Origin of the sequence: Flavobacterium cheniae (assembly GCF_004363695.1) — a bacterium.
Taxonomy (GTDB): domain Bacteria; phylum Bacteroidota; class Bacteroidia; order Flavobacteriales; family Flavobacteriaceae; genus Flavobacterium; species Flavobacterium cheniae.
On the sequence record NZ_SNZC01000001.1, the window covers coordinates 923,172 to 938,122 of the forward strand.

12 protein-coding genes are annotated in these 14,951 nt (G+C 33.0%); 7 read left to right on the plus strand and 5 right to left on the minus strand.

All coding sequences use genetic code 11. From position 1 onward, the window contains the following. Positions 1–36 precede the first annotated feature (36 nt). Entirely contained in the window at positions 37–387 is a 351-nt protein-coding gene (locus C8D80_RS04485) for a 4Fe-4S dicluster domain-containing protein (RefSeq protein ID WP_026726242.1), read from the minus strand. Positions 388–524: 137 nt separating this feature from the next. Here C8D80_RS04485 and C8D80_RS04490 point away from each other — a divergent pair, with 137 nt between their 5' ends. The 6 genes from C8D80_RS04490 (at position 525) to C8D80_RS04515 (ending at position 5,326) form a co-directional block, all read left to right on the plus strand. Further along, a complete protein-coding gene (locus tag C8D80_RS04490; protein WP_133607796.1) occupies positions 525–1,583 on the plus strand; it encodes an acyl-CoA reductase in 1,059 nt (352 codons plus the stop codon). Between the two features lie 232 nt (positions 1,584–1,815). After that, positions 1,816–2,886 carry a 3-phosphoserine/phosphohydroxythreonine transaminase gene (gene serC, locus C8D80_RS04495; RefSeq protein ID WP_133607799.1) on the plus strand — a complete coding sequence of 357 codons (1,071 nt, stop codon included), beginning with the start codon at positions 1,816–1,818 and terminating at the stop codon, positions 2,884–2,886. Positions 2,887–2,936: 50 nt separating this feature from the next. Beyond that, entirely contained in the window at positions 2,937–3,893 is a 957-nt protein-coding gene (locus C8D80_RS04500; protein ID WP_133607801.1) for a D-2-hydroxyacid dehydrogenase, read from the plus strand. A 39-nt stretch (positions 3,894–3,932) separates the two neighbouring features. Beyond that, a complete protein-coding gene (locus C8D80_RS04505) occupies positions 3,933–4,487 on the plus strand; it encodes a DUF937 domain-containing protein (protein WP_133607803.1) in 555 nt (184 codons plus the stop codon). A gap of 77 nt (positions 4,488–4,564) precedes the next feature. After that, complete coding sequence (locus C8D80_RS04510) at positions 4,565–4,996, plus strand: DUF6146 family protein (protein WP_133607805.1); 432 nt, start codon at positions 4,565–4,567, stop codon at positions 4,994–4,996. Between the two features lie 3 nt (positions 4,997–4,999). After that, positions 5,000–5,326, plus strand: a complete 327-nt coding sequence (locus C8D80_RS04515; RefSeq protein WP_133607807.1) for a DUF6787 family protein — start codon at positions 5,000–5,002, stop codon at positions 5,324–5,326. Positions 5,327–5,354: 28 nt separating this feature from the next. On the opposite strand, the gene C8D80_RS04520 is transcribed toward C8D80_RS04515, so the two are convergent. The 4 genes from C8D80_RS04520 to C8D80_RS04535 all read right to left on the minus strand — a co-directional run bounded on the left by C8D80_RS04520 (position 5,355) and on the right by C8D80_RS04535 (position 11,160). Continuing rightward, positions 5,355–6,896, minus strand: a complete 1,542-nt coding sequence (locus C8D80_RS04520) for an acyl-CoA carboxylase subunit beta (protein WP_133607809.1) — start codon at positions 6,894–6,896, stop codon at positions 5,355–5,357. Positions 6,897–6,929: 33 nt separating this feature from the next. After that, positions 6,930–8,369, minus strand: coding sequence for an acetyl-CoA carboxylase biotin carboxylase subunit (locus C8D80_RS04525; RefSeq protein ID WP_133608006.1), 1,440 nt, complete (start codon positions 8,367–8,369; stop codon positions 6,930–6,932). Between the two features lie 10 nt (positions 8,370–8,379). Next, complete coding sequence (locus C8D80_RS04530) at positions 8,380–8,865, minus strand: biotin/lipoyl-containing protein (RefSeq protein ID WP_133607811.1); 486 nt, start codon at positions 8,863–8,865, stop codon at positions 8,380–8,382. Positions 8,866–8,958: 93 nt separating this feature from the next. Next, positions 8,959–11,160 (minus strand): B12-binding domain-containing radical SAM protein, encoded by a 2,202-nt coding sequence (locus C8D80_RS04535; protein ID WP_133607813.1) that lies wholly within the window; start codon positions 11,158–11,160, stop codon positions 8,959–8,961. 106 nt (positions 11,161–11,266) lie between these two features. Between C8D80_RS04535 and C8D80_RS04540 the strand changes: the two genes are divergently transcribed. Then, positions 11,267–14,905, plus strand: a complete 3,639-nt coding sequence (locus tag C8D80_RS04540) for a T9SS type B sorting domain-containing protein (protein ID WP_158633802.1) — start codon at positions 11,267–11,269, stop codon at positions 14,903–14,905. The last annotated feature ends 46 nt before the right edge of the window (positions 14,906–14,951 follow it).

Genomic DNA, 14,951 nt, shown 5'->3' on the forward strand with positions numbered 1-14,951 from the left:
ATGAAAATTCTCTTTTTTATATTACTTGAAAATTATTTATTCGTTATGTAAAAACGATTGTCTGTTCAACAAAGTTTCTTCGCTTTCCACGTGATTATCATCTGGCACACAACAATCAACTGGACAAACGGCAGCACATTGTGGCTCTTCATGAAACCCTTTACACTCGGTACATTTTCCAGGAACAATGTAATAAATATCATCAGAAATTGGTGTTTGAGCCGCATCTGAATCCACTTCTGTTCCATCAGGTAAAATCACTTTACCACTTAATTTTGTACCATCTTTCCATCTCCAATCATCCGCTCCTTCATAAATTGCTGTATTTGGACATTCAGGTTCGCAAGCCCCGCAGTTGATACATTCGTCTGTTATTATAATTGCCATTTCTTTACGTTTAATTGTTTAAAAGTTCAATTGTTTAAAAGTAATACCTCTTATTAATTTAAACTTTTGGCTAATGCCTTTTCACTTCATATCTTTGTGCAAAAATACAACGTATACTAAATATAAACAAGTTACAAATGTTACAAATTGAAATAAAATCGAGTTTTGTTGAATTAGGGAATTTCTTACGTCAATTTTCTGAAGAAGGAAACATTAAATCGGCATCGGTTTTACAAAACGATTTGTTCTTTGATGAATTTGTCAATTTAATTGAACTTTCACAATCTCACAATGGTTGGTTTACACCTGAACACATTTTGTTTAGTATACAATCTTGGGCGAAAGCCTTAACGGAAGACAACTTAAATCAGTGGCTATCTAACTACGATTTCTCGAAAATAGAACCTAAAAAAGTAGGATTGGTTTTAGCTGGAAATATTCCTTTAGTGGGTTTTCATGATTTTCTTTCGGTATTGATTTCGGGTCATGATGTATTGGTAAAAACGTCTTCAAATGATCAATATTTATTAAAATTTTTAGCGAAATATTTAATCGCGATTCAACCTGAACTTAACTCAAAAATAACGTTTGTTGAAGGAAAATTAGAAGGTTTTGATGCCGTAATTGCCACAGGAAGCAATAACACAGCTCGCTATTTTGAATATTATTTCAAAGACAAACCAAGTATTATTCGTAAAAACAGAAATTCGGTTGCGGTTTTAGACGGAACTGAAACTTTTGAAGATTTAGTGGGTTTAGGCGAAGATATTTTTAGATATTTTGGTTTAGGATGTCGCAATGTTTCCAAACTTTTTGTACCAAAAGACTACAACTTTGATAATTTCTTTAAAGCGATGTACGAATATCGTGATGTGATTCAATATGAAAAATATGCAAACAATTACGATTACAACAAAGCGGTTTTCTTGATGAGTAATTTCCAATTATTGGATAACGAGTTTTTAACGATTAAAGAAGATACTAGTTACGCCTCACCTATTTCATCTGTCTTCTATGAATTCTACGAAAATTTAGAAGAAATCACAACTCGATTGAATGCAGATGCGGAACAAATTCAATGTGTGGTTTCAAAAAACTTAATTCCAAATTCAGTTGCTTTTGGGCAAACGCAACAACCAAGACTTTGGGATTATGCAGATAATGTGGATACTTTGGCGTTTTTAAATAATTTGTAATATGAAAATTTCAAAAATCATCAAAATCCAAAAAGAGAAAGAAATACACAAACACGAACCCAATTTTAATTTGGAAGCAAAAGTGAATTCAAATCGAAAAACTTTAAAAAAGAAGAAATAAAATTGCGAAAACGTTTTTGTTAATAACATCTCATAATTATTGTAGTATTTAGACCTATTTTTTATTTAAGAATTCCGAAATTTGACCTTTAAATAAATAACTACAACTACAATGAAAAAACACAACTACAGTGCAGGTCCATGCATACTTCCGCAAGAAGTATTCGAAAAATCAGCACAAGCTATTTTAGATTTTAACAACTCAGGATTATCTATTTTAGAAATTTCACACCGCAGTAAAGATTTCGTAGCCGTTATGGAAGAAGCTAGAGCTTTAGTTTTAGAACTTTTAAACTTGGAAGGAAAAGGATACGAAGTATTATTTTTAGGCGGTGGTGCCAGTTTAGAATTTTTAATGGTGCCTTTCAACTTAATGAAAGTTGACGGAAAAGCCGCTTATTTAGATACTGGAACTTGGGCAAGTGGCGCTATTAAAGAAGCCAAACATTTTGGAGAAACCGTAGTTGTAGCTTCATCAAAACCAGAAAATTACAATCATATCCCAAAAGGATTTACGATTCCATCTGATGCAGATTATTTTCACTGCACGAGTAACAACACTATTTTTGGAACCCAAATGAAATCATTTCCTGAAGTAAATATTCCTTTAGTTTGTGATATGAGTTCTGATATTTTTTCTCGTGTTTTAGATTTTTCAAAATTTGATTTAATCTATGCTGGAGCTCAAAAAAATATGGGACCAGCAGGTGCAACTTTGGTAGTTGTAAAAAAAGAAATCTTAGGAAAAACAGGAAGAACAATTCCTAACATGTTAGATTACCAACAACACATCGACAAAGAAAGCATGTACAATACGCCACCTGTATTTCCAATTTATGCATCACTTTTAACGTTACAATGGTTGAAAAACTTAGGTGGTATTGCAGCTATTGAAAAAATCAATGAAGCAAAAGCAAACCTACTTTACACTGAAATAGACAGAAACCCATTATTCAAAGGTGCAGCAGTAAAAGAAGACAGAAGTAACATGAATGTAACTTTCTTATTGAATGATGAAGCACATCAGGAAAAATTTGATGCTATGTGGAAAGCAGCTGGAATTTCAGGATTACCTGGTCACCGTTCAGTTGGTGGTTATCGTGCTTCAATGTATAATGCGTTACCAATTGAGAGCGTTCAAGTTTTAGTGGATGTAATGCAAGAATTAGAAAATAAAATTTAGTAAATAGTGACTAGTAAATAGTAACTAGCGTAATAAAAATAATAAGTAAAATGAAAGTTTTAGCAAACGACGGAATTTCAAAAAGTGGTATCAAAGCTTTAGAAAAAGGAGGTTTTGAAGTAATTACTACGAAAGTGGCTCAAGAACAAGTGGCCAACTATATCAACACAAACGATGTAAAAGTAATTTTGGTTCGTAGTGCAACAAAAGTTCGTAAAGATATTATTGATGCTTGTCCAGGATTAAAAATAATTGGTCGTGGTGGCGTTGGAATGGATAATATTGATGTGGCTTATGCTCGTGAGAAAGGTTTACATGTAATCAACACTCCAGCTTCATCATCAGAAAGTGTTGCTGAGTTGGTTTTTGCACATTTATTTACAGGTGTTCGTTTTTTACATGATGCCAACAGAAATATGCCATTAGAAGGTGATACCAATTTTGACGGATTGAAAAAAGCCTATGCTAACGGAATTGAACTTCGTGGTAAAACATTAGGAATTATTGGTTTTGGTCGAATTGGTCAAGCAGTAGCAAAAATGGCTTTAGGATTAGGAATGAAAGTTATTGCTGCGGATAAATATGTTAACGAAGCTGTTATCAGAGTAGATTTCTACAACGGACAATTCATCAATGTTGAAATCGTTACCGAATCATTAGAAGATATCTTCAAACATTCTGATTTTATTACTTTACACGTTCCTGCTCAAGATGGCTATGTGATTGATAAAGAAGAATTTCAATTAATGAAAGAAAATGTAGGAATAGTAAATTGTGCTCGAGGCGGTGTAATTAATGAAGTAGCATTAATTGAAGCTTTAGATGAAGGGAAAGTATTGTTTGCAGGTTTAGATGTTTTTGAAAAAGAACCAACACCAGAAATTCAAATTCTAATGCACCCAAAAATTTCATTAACTCCTCACATTGGAGCCGCTACTGAGGAAGCACAAGATAGAATTGGCACAGAACTTGCAGAGCAGATTATCAGTTTATTGAAAAATAACTAAAATTTTATTATCTTTAACTGAACAAAAACTTTAAAAACTATGTTTGATCAACTCTCAGAATTAGTAAAACAATTTGGTGGCGAAGCTGTCGTAAACAATCCAGCAGTTCCAAATGAACAAAATGATGCCGTTATGCAAGAAGCCGGAGGATCTATCCTTTCGGGTTTAAAAGATATGGTAGCTAGTGGAAACATTAGCGATTTAACTGGAATGTTAAGTGGAAAAACTCCAATTGATGGAAACAACCCAGTTGTAAAACAATTGACAGAAAAAGTAACTGGAAATTTAGGTGAAAAATTTGGTTTATCATCTGATGCAGCAGGAAGCGTTGCTGGTGGATTAATTCCGCAAATTTTAGGTGGATTAGTTAACAAAGCAAAAGATCCTAACCAACCAGGTTTTAACATGAACGATTTAGTAAGTGCTATTTCTGGTGGTCAAGGCGGTGGCTTAATGGATGCTGTTTCTAAATATGGTGGTCAATTTGGTTTAGATCAAAATAATGATGGAAAAGTTGACATGAGTGATGCAATGTCTGCCGTTACAAAAAAAGGTGGATTAGGTGGTCTTTTAGGAAAATTATTCGGAAAGTAATACCTTTTATATAATAGTTAAAAGCATCGGCTATGTCGGTGCTTTTTTTTACCTTTATACTTTTAAATCAAGGAGCTATGAAACGTGTATTATTACTTTTATCTGCTTTATTTTTTTTCCTGATAGCTTGTTCGGTTTCTCAGGACAAAAAAAGTTTTGATAATAAACCAAAACTAGAAAGCGATACTATTCGTATATCAAATGAAGAGATTGAGTATGAAGTTCTTATTATTGATATAGGATTTCAGTCCTGGTTTAACAGTTATGCAAAACCGAGAAATTACTATTCTCAATCCTATTTAGAATCAAGAAATAGAATTTGGGTATTAGAATGGAACAGAAGAGCCATGTTACCTTTACAATACAATCCAAATTTATATGAAATGACAATTAATTATGATAGTACTACCAATTATGGTTATGAAGTAAATTACATGATTTATAACTATTTGGTCTATTTTCAACTAACAAACAATCAAAAATTAGGTGGATTTACACCGAGAATTTAATTTATGAACAAACTAAAAGAACGTTGGAACGTAACTTCAAATTGGCAATTAGTAATTATTTTTATAGTATTTGCTATTACTGGTTCAACCGCTGCCTATTTATCCAAACCTGTAACTTCTGCGTTAGGAATTACAAAAGAAAATTTATCACTTTGGTTGTATTGGCCTTTTAGATTATTAATTATTTTCCCTGTTTATCAAGTAATGTTAGTTATCATTGGAGCTATATTTGGACAATTCGCGTTCTTTTGGGAATTTGAGAAGAAAATGCTCGACCGAATGAAATTAGGATTCATAGGCAAATATGTTGATTCTAAAATAAAAAAATAAAAGACCGACTAAAAGTCGGCCTTTCTTATTATAAAGGAATATTTCCGTGTTTTCGTTTTGGAGTATCAACTGTTTTATTTTCCAGCATACTAAATGCTTTCATCAGTTTTCTACGAGTATCTCTTGGTAAAATTACCTCATCGATAAATCCACGTTGCGCTGCAGTGTATGGATTAGCGAATAACTCTGCATATTCTGCTTCTTTTTCTGCTAATTTAGCTACTGGATCAGCTGCTTCACTAATTTCTTTTTTGAAGATAATTTCTGATGCTCCTTTTGCTCCCATTACCGCAATTTCGGCACTTGGCCAAGCAAAATTCATATCAGCTCCAATGTGTTTTGAATTCATTACGTCATAAGCACCACCATATGCTTTACGGGTAATTACAGTAACTCTTGGCACCGTAGCTTCGCTGAATGCGTATAATAATTTTGCTCCATGCGTGATGATTCCGTTCCATTCTTGGTCGGTTCCTGGCAAGAAACCTGGTACATCTTCTAACACTAACAATGGAATATTAAAACAATCACAAAAACGAACAAATCTTGCCGCTTTAATCGAACTGTTCACATCCAAACAACCTGCTAAAACCATTGGTTGGTTGGCTACAATTCCGATACTTCTTCCTCCTAAACGAGCAAAACCAACAATAATATTTTCAGCAAAGTCTTTATGGATTTCAAAGAACGAATCTTCATCTATAATTCCACCAATTACTTCGTGCATATCGTATGGTTTGTTTGCACTATCAGGAACAAGTGTATCTAATTTTTCACGAACCTCATCACCTACTACATAAGGTAATTTAGGAGTTGTTTCTCTATTATTTTGAGGCATATAGCTCAACAATCTTTTGATATCTTCCAAACATTCGATTCCGTTTGGTGAAGTAATATGACAAACTCCTGATTTTGATGCATGAGTTGCTGCTCCACCTAATTCTTCAGAAGTTACTTCTTCATTGGTAACGGTTTTTACAACGTTTGGTCCAGTTACGAACATATAACTATTGCCTTCCACCATCATAGTAAAATCGGTCATGGCCGGAGAATAAACGGCTCCACCAGCACATGGCCCCATAATAGCTGAAATTTGAGGAATAACTCCTGACGCCTGAACGTTTCTGTAGAAAATATCGGCATATCCACCTAAAGAACGAACTCCTTCTTGAATACGAGCACCACCTGAATCGTTTAGTCCAATCATTGGAGCACCACTGCGAAGTGCCATATCCATTACTTTACAGATTTTTTCTGCATGGGTTTCCGATAACGAACCTCCAAAAACGGTGAAATCTTGTGCAAAAACATACACTAATCTTCCATCGATTGTTCCGTAACCTGTAACAACTCCGTCGCCGTAATAGACTTCTTTTTCCATTCCGAAATCGGTTGTACGGTGTGTAACTAACATACCAATTTCTTCAAAAGAACCTTCATCTAAAAGGTATTCTACACGCTCTCTTGCCGTTAATTTCTTTTTAGCATGATGCGACGCAATTCTTTTTTCGCCTCCACCTAATTTGGCTAAAGCTATTTTATCGTTTAATACTTTAATTTTATCTTCCATTTTTTGTAATGAGTCAATTAGACAATTTACCAATTAGTTAGGCAATCTTAACACTTTTTGATCTTCAACGTATTGTTGAAATGCAATCATTGCTGCAATTTCAGCTTCAGTATCTAATTTTGATTTTAGTTTTTCGGCATCATAATACGCTTTCACAAATCCTGTATCGAAATCACCTGAACGGAATGCTTCATGTTCCATTACAAATTTTCCGAATGGTAACGTAGTGTGAACTCCTTCAACCAAATAATTATCAATAGCTTTAATCATTAATTCGATTGATTCTTCACGTGTGTTTCCGTACGTAATCAATTTTGAAAGCATTGGATCGTAATAAATTGGCACATCCATTCCTTCTTCAATTCCGTTATCAACACGAATTCCTTCTCCTTCTGGTAATTTATAAGTACTTAAGAAACCAACGTTTGGCAAGAAATCATTCATTGGATCTTCTGCATACACACGAAGTTCCATTGCGTGACCTTTTATTTGTAAATCTTCTTGTTTCATTGGTAACGCTTCGCCACGTGCAACACGAATTTGCAATTCTACTAAATCCAATCCTGAAATTAATTCTGAAACTGGGTGTTCTACTTGCAAACGTGTATTCATTTCTAAAAAGTAGAAATTATGGTCAGCATCCATCAAAAATTCGACAGTTCCTGCTCCTAAGTAATCACAAGCTTTAGCAACTTTTACAGCCGCTTCGCCCATTTCTTTACGCTTTTCTGGAGTCAAAATTGCTGAAGGCGCTTCTTCTACTACTTTTTGGTGACGACGTTGGATGCTACATTCTCTTTCGAAAACATACACAATATTACCATGACTATCAGCCATTACTTGAATTTCGATGTGACGTGGTTTGGTAACATATTTTTCAATGAAAACCGAACCGTCTCCAAAAGCATTTGTTGCTTCTGAAATCGCTCTATCCATTTGAGAAACGAAGTCTTCTGCTTTTTCTACTATACGCATACCTTTTCCACCACCACCTGCTGAGGCTTTGATTAGAATAGGAAAACCAATTTCTGTAGCAATTTTCTTTGCTGCTTCGATATCTGTAATAGCATCTTCTGTTCCTGGAACCATTGGGATGTTGTAATCTTTAACAGCATCTTTAGCCGCTAATTTATTTCCCATCATTTCGATGGCTTTAGATTTTGGTCCGATGAAAATGATGTTGTTCTTTTCACATTCTTCTGCAAAATGTGAATTTTCACTTAAGAAGCCATAACCTGGATGAACAGCATCAACACCCAATTCTTTACAAACTTCGATGATTTTATCACCACGTAAATACGATTGACTCGAAGCTGCTTCTCCAATTAAAACTGCTTCATCTGCATATTTAACATGCAATGCATTTCTATCGGCTGACGAATAAACAGCAACAGTTTTGATTCCCATTTTTTTCGCGGTTTTCATTACTCTGATAGCAATTTCACCACGATTGGCAACTAATATTTTTTTAATTTCTTTCATGTTATTCGAATTCAATTAACAATTGTCCTTTATCTACAGCGTTTCCTTTTTCAACGGCAATCGATTTGATAACTCCGTCTCTTGGCGAAAGGAAACAGTTTTCCATTTTCATTGCTTCTAAAATCAATAAAGGATCATTTTCTTTTACTTCTTGTCCAACCGAAACGTTGATTTCTAATATCAAACCTGGCATTGGAGCTTTAATAGCGTTCACTACTTTTGTTCTACCACGTTCAATTCCCATGCTTTTAATTAATTCATCTAAAGCATCAGAAATAGCAACCTCGTAAGTGTTGTTGTTAACTTTTACGGTATATTTTTTAGAAAGAAAATCAGCTGAAACAATTTCAGCCTTGTAGGGTTTGTTGTCTTTTAGCACATGAAACTTAGCTTCATCTACCTTTACGGCATCTAACTTTTGAAGATCGTTTTCAGTAACTTCAAACGAAGCCGAATTGTTTACTAAAAGTTTATAATTTGTGCTCATATGAGATTATTTTTAGTGGACGTAAACTTACAAAAAGAAAACGTTTTCTAAAGTGATAATTCTCATAAAATTTGTAAAAATACTATAGCTAATTTACAAAGTTAACAATCCAAATTGTCGCATAGTCATAATTGGCTTTGAATACCAAAACAATTCAAAATCATCAAATTGTTGTTCAAAATCAGATTTTAGCTGTGAAAAAGTCATTTTGTTTTCAGTATAAACAGAAATTTTTTCTAAAGTTGCAACCAACCACTTTCCTTCTTCTGCATTTACCGAAATATCATAGGTTTGAGTTTTATTGTGAAACGTTAATTTCATTATTTCCCATGAAGTTCCTTTTTTCGATTTGGTGAAGATTTCGGTTTGAGGCTTTCCTCCTATCCAAACGATTTTCGCATTGGGTTTCGTGTTGAAATTTTGTTCTTTTTCTAAACAATTATAAATAAAGTCAGAAGGAATTTTTGTTTTTGGAATTTTGAAATCGAACCAATCTTGCAAATCGTAATCGAAGCAGATTCCGTGCATATAATTAAACAACGATTTTTTCAATCCAAAACTAAACTTATCATGATTGATTCCGGTTTTGTCTTTAAAATTGATGTCGTTATTAGCAAAAGTAATTTCATTCTGATCTGGAATTACTCCAAACTCTTCTGGAAACATTCCCACTGGAGAATGCGCTGTCATGGCAAATTGATGCCAAAAACCACTTTGTAAGACTCCTAATTCAAATAACTGACGCACCATTTCCAAGCTATCTACCGTTTCCTGAATGGTTTGCGTAGGATAACCGTACATCAAATACGCATGAACCATAATTCCTGATTCTGTGAAATTTCGGGTAACTTGTGCTACTTGCTCGACCGTTACTCCTTTTTTGATTAATTCTAAAAGTCGGTCTGAAGCCACTTCTAATCCACCAGAAACTGCAATACAACCTGATTCTTTTAACAACAAACATAAATCAGCTGTAAAACTTTTTTCAAAACGAATGTTGGTCCACCAAGTGACTACTAATTTGCGTTTGATGATTTCTAAAGCTACTTCTCGCATTAAAGCTGGCGGCGCTGCTTCATCTACAAAATGGAATCCGTTTTCGCCTGTTTGAGCGATTAATTCTTCCATTCGGTCGACCAAAATTTTTGCGGCAATAGGCTCGTAAAGCTTAATGTAATCTAAAGAAATATCGCAAAACGTACATTTCCCCCAATAACAACCGTGTGCCATGGTGAGTTTATTCCAACGACCGTCGCTCCACAAACTGTGCATTGGATTTGCAATTTCTATAACCGAAATGTATTTATCTAACAACAAATCAGAATAATCGGGTGTTCCCACTTCTGCTTGTTTGTAATCGTGACGTGAAGTGTTGTTTATATAAACGACTTCATTGTTCTCTAAAAGAAAAGTTCTTTTAAATTGGACTTCGACAAGCTCTGTCTGACAAACTGCATCAAATAATAATTCCACAGGAAGTTCACCATCATCTAAAGTAATAAAATCGAAGAATTCAAAAACTCGATTATCTTTTAATTCGCGAAGTTCCGTATTTGGAAAACCTCCGCCCATCGACAATTTTATATTTGGATAATTGGCTTTTATAAACTGAGCACAACGAAAAGCGCTATATAAATTACCCGGAAATGGAACTGAAATTAAAACCAATTTCGGTTGTACTTCTTCAATTCTTTCTTTGAGAATTTTGATTGTAATTTCGTTTATGAAAGTTAACTCGTTTTGCAAGTGATTGTATAACTCATCAAACGAATTCGCGCTTCTTCCTAAACGTTCTGCATAGCGACTAAAACCAAAATTTTCATCAATACATTCCACAATGAAATCCGATAAATCTTCTAAATATAAAGTTGCTAAATGCTTTGCTTTATCTTGCATTCCCATGGAACCAAATGCAAATTCCATATCGTCTAATTGGTCAAAACGAGACGCTTCGGGTAAGAAATTCCCTGAACAAATTTGACGTGCTAAAGATGGATTTTTACCCTGAAGAAAAGCGATTACGGAATCGATTGTTTTGATGTAATCGTCTTTTAGAGAATAAATTCTTTGGGAGTTGGAAGTTGGGAGTTGGGAGTTATCTCGACTTCGCTCGATGTGACAAAAGATATTGGCTAAACCTTTTTTGGAAAATAGTTCTAAAATCACTTCAATACCTAAATCCATTTGGAAAGCCGAAATGTTTTTGGTATTCAAAAAACCTTTGATATAAGCCGTTGCTGGATACGGTGTATTCAGTTGGGTAAAAGGTGGTGTGATTAAGAGAATGTCTTTCAAGGTTTTACTGTAAAGTTAAGGTTATCTATGTTAGAAAAAGTTTAAAATGTTTTTTTTTGTAAAAAATAAATTCGCTTTTTTGTATTTTTGCGAAAAATTTTACAAAATGAAAAATATTCTTTTTCAAATCTCTCTACTTTTTCTAACTATTACTTGTTTAGGGCAAAATTCCGAATTAAATACCAAAAATTCAAACATTGTTTTAATTAATGGTCGTGCATTTGAAAGTACTCCTGAATTTAACTTAAATGATTCTCTTCAAAGACAACAATTTCTTAACAAAATTGAGGCTGAAAGAAATTTGAATTCCTCCAGGTTTATTCCTTTTTCAAGATTACAAAGTTCGGTATTTTTGTGTAATAACGGGGGGTTTGAAGAATTTGAAAATTCAAACAATACTTATACTTTAAAAAATTATAGTTACGGCATTGGATCACCAGAAAATCCTATGCAATGTAAAGATGTCTATGTAAATGCTAACCAAGGAATAATTCAATATAATCCAAACACAACCAATATAATGGCTACTACGGTACCATCTAATTATTATGATGAATTTATTGGTAACATTAACGGATTTGATCAATATGTTTTAAAGGTAAATCATAAAAATTCAACTATTACTTCTGGAGTTATTCAAACAAAACGTTTTAAAACTAATAATGAAACTGAAGTTAAATTTAATTTTAAAGCGGTACTTCAAAGTATAACAGGATCCGATCATTATAATGAACAACCTTATTTCAAGGCTAAAATTATTAAAAACAATATTGTAGTTAGTGAGTTTTGTTTAATTGGAGATCCTAACAATTGTATTTTCACTCAATTTGGATCATCAAATAGTGAAAGTATTATCCTTTACACTCAAAATTGGCAATCAGGAATTTTAGATATTTCTTCAATTCCAAACAACGAAGATTTTATAATAGAATTTACTGCATCAAGATGTGGCTTAAATGGTCATTTTGGTTATGCCTATATAGACGATTTATGCTTGTTACATTCTAGTGAAAACTTACAAGGTGGTATTGAAATAAATCCATTATTTGAAATTTGCCCTACATTTCCATTATCAGTATGTGGTACATTTACTATTCCTAATTCTGGTGGAGTTAGTGCAAATGTTCAATCTATCGAATTAAAAGTTTTAAACGAAAACAATCAAGTTGTTTATACTTCATTAAATCCTTCTCAGTTAGATATAAACACCAAAACTTTCTGTTTTGAAATTAATTCAACTAACTTACCTAATACAACAAACAGCAACTACAATGTTCAAGCAATTATAAATTATGGTATCGTACAAGGTAACACACCGTGTTCTGGAACTAACTTTACAAGCGCCTCTGACAGTGATGCAAATACAGGTTGGGACATTTCATTTTTAAATTGTTTACCAGATTGTGATTATAAACCGATAACTACAAATTTATTTAAATGTGATTTAAATGGTGATGGAAAAGAGTTTTTTGATTTAACAAACTGTGAAAGTTTAATAATCAACAACTCTTCAAACTATACTTTTAGTTATTACATTAATCAAAATGATGCATTTAATGATGTAAATTCAATACAAAATTTTCAAAATTTTGAAAGCTATACTTCGGCAATTTTTGTTAGAGTCATTAAAGATGCTACTTGTTATAAAATAATTCCAATACAGCTTACCGTTAAAAATCCTTTCACAACCATTTCGGGAATTTTAAATGTTTGTAGCGGAAGTACAACATTAACAGCATCTCAAGGAACAAACTATCTTTGGTCAACGGGAGAAACTACACGAAGTATTGATGTAAATTCTGTTGGTACATATTCAGTTACCGTTACAGATAGTTTTGGATGTATTTCTTCTAATAGTGTTACAATTTTACCTAATCAAGTAGCTGTTTTACCTACAATAGAAATTCAGCAACCAAGCTGCCATGTAATATATGGAACTATAACTGTTACTTCTCCTGCTTCAGAATATAGCTATGATGGTGGAGCAACTTGGACAACATCTAACACTCGTACAAATCTAAATCCAGGAACCTATCAGGTTAAAATTAGAACAATAATGGGATGTGAGTCTTATAATTCTCCTATAACAATTCGCCCTATATTATTAAGTACTCCTTATGTATCGTATACAAGTCCTTCTTTTTGCGGAGATTTTGGTTCTATTACTATACAAACTCAAGCTACTGAATACAGTTTTGATGATGGTTTAACTTGGTCAACAAATAATACCGCAACAAACCTACCTATTGGAATTTATACTGTTAGAATAAAAGACTCAGATGGTTGTATTTCCAATCCAAGAATTATTTCAATTGAAGGTATTTTCTTAAATACTTTAGATTATAATGTTATTGAACCATACTGTTCAAATTTAGGAAGTATAACCATTACAACAACAGCTAGTGAATATAGTTTTGATGGAGGAAATACTTGGCAAACTACTAACACATTAAATAATGTAACCGCTGACACTTATATTCTAAAAATTAAAAATGCGCAAGGATGCAGCTCTCCAAATTATTATGTTTATGTAAGAAGTTTAGAGAACACTCAACCTAATTATATTATTGACCCAGCAGGTTGTAACAAATATGCAAGTGTTACTATAACAACAATTGGAGATGAGTATAGTTTTGATGGAGGAATAACATGGGGAACATCAAACACTTTAGAAAATCTAAATCAAGGTAATTATGTTTCAATTAAAATAAAAAGAGGTAATTGCCAATCGCTATCAAGTACATTATATATTTCATCTTCTTTTTTACCATTACCTAACTCACAAGATTTCACGACACTTATATGTGATAACAGTAATAATGGTGACGAAGTAGTTAATTTAACACAATTTAATCAAAACATCATAAACAATCCTAATAATTACAATTTCACTTACTACAATTCTCTAATTGGAGCACAAAATCAAACGATCTCAGATCAGATAACTACAGTTTCAAATTATAATTTGAACCAAACCGACAAAACTATCTATGTTTTAGTAAGAGACAACTTTGGATGTTATCAAATAAGTAATTTACATTTAACTTTAATACAAACACCAGTAATAACATTAACCAATTTATATTACTTATGTGAAAACTTTACTGTTACATTAAGTGAAAACAATTATTTTGATAGTTATTTATGGTCAACTGGTGAAACTACTCCATCAATAGTAATTAATCAACCTGGTAATTATAGTTTAACAGTTACAGAAATTCATGGAAACGTAATATGTACTACAACTAAAACTGTAACTGTTGTTTTATCTAATCCTGCAACTATTGGTACATTTGAAACATTTGACTGGACAGAGCAAAACAACGTAATTACAGTAAATGTTTCCGGCTTGGGTGATTATGAATATTCTTTAAACGGAATTGAGTATCAGGATAGCCCCGTATTTTCAGACTTGCCAAATGGAGAATACACCGTATTTGTTAGGGACAAACACGGATGTGGCATAAGTTCCGACGAAATTTACTTACTAATGTATCCAAAATATTTTACTCCAAATGATGACACATATAATGATTATTGGAGAATTAAGTTTTCAGAAAACGAACCTAATTTAAAAATTCTGATTTTTGATAGACACGGTAAATTTTTAACGCAATTTGGACCAAATGATTTGGGATGGGATGGGATTCATAATGGAGAACCATTACCCTCAACTGATTACTGGTTTGTAGTAAAAAGAGAAAATGGAAAAGAACACAGAGGTCATTTTACGCTAAAAAGATAAAATTATAAGCCTTTGTTAAAACCCTTTTTGTGAGTTATATTTTTAG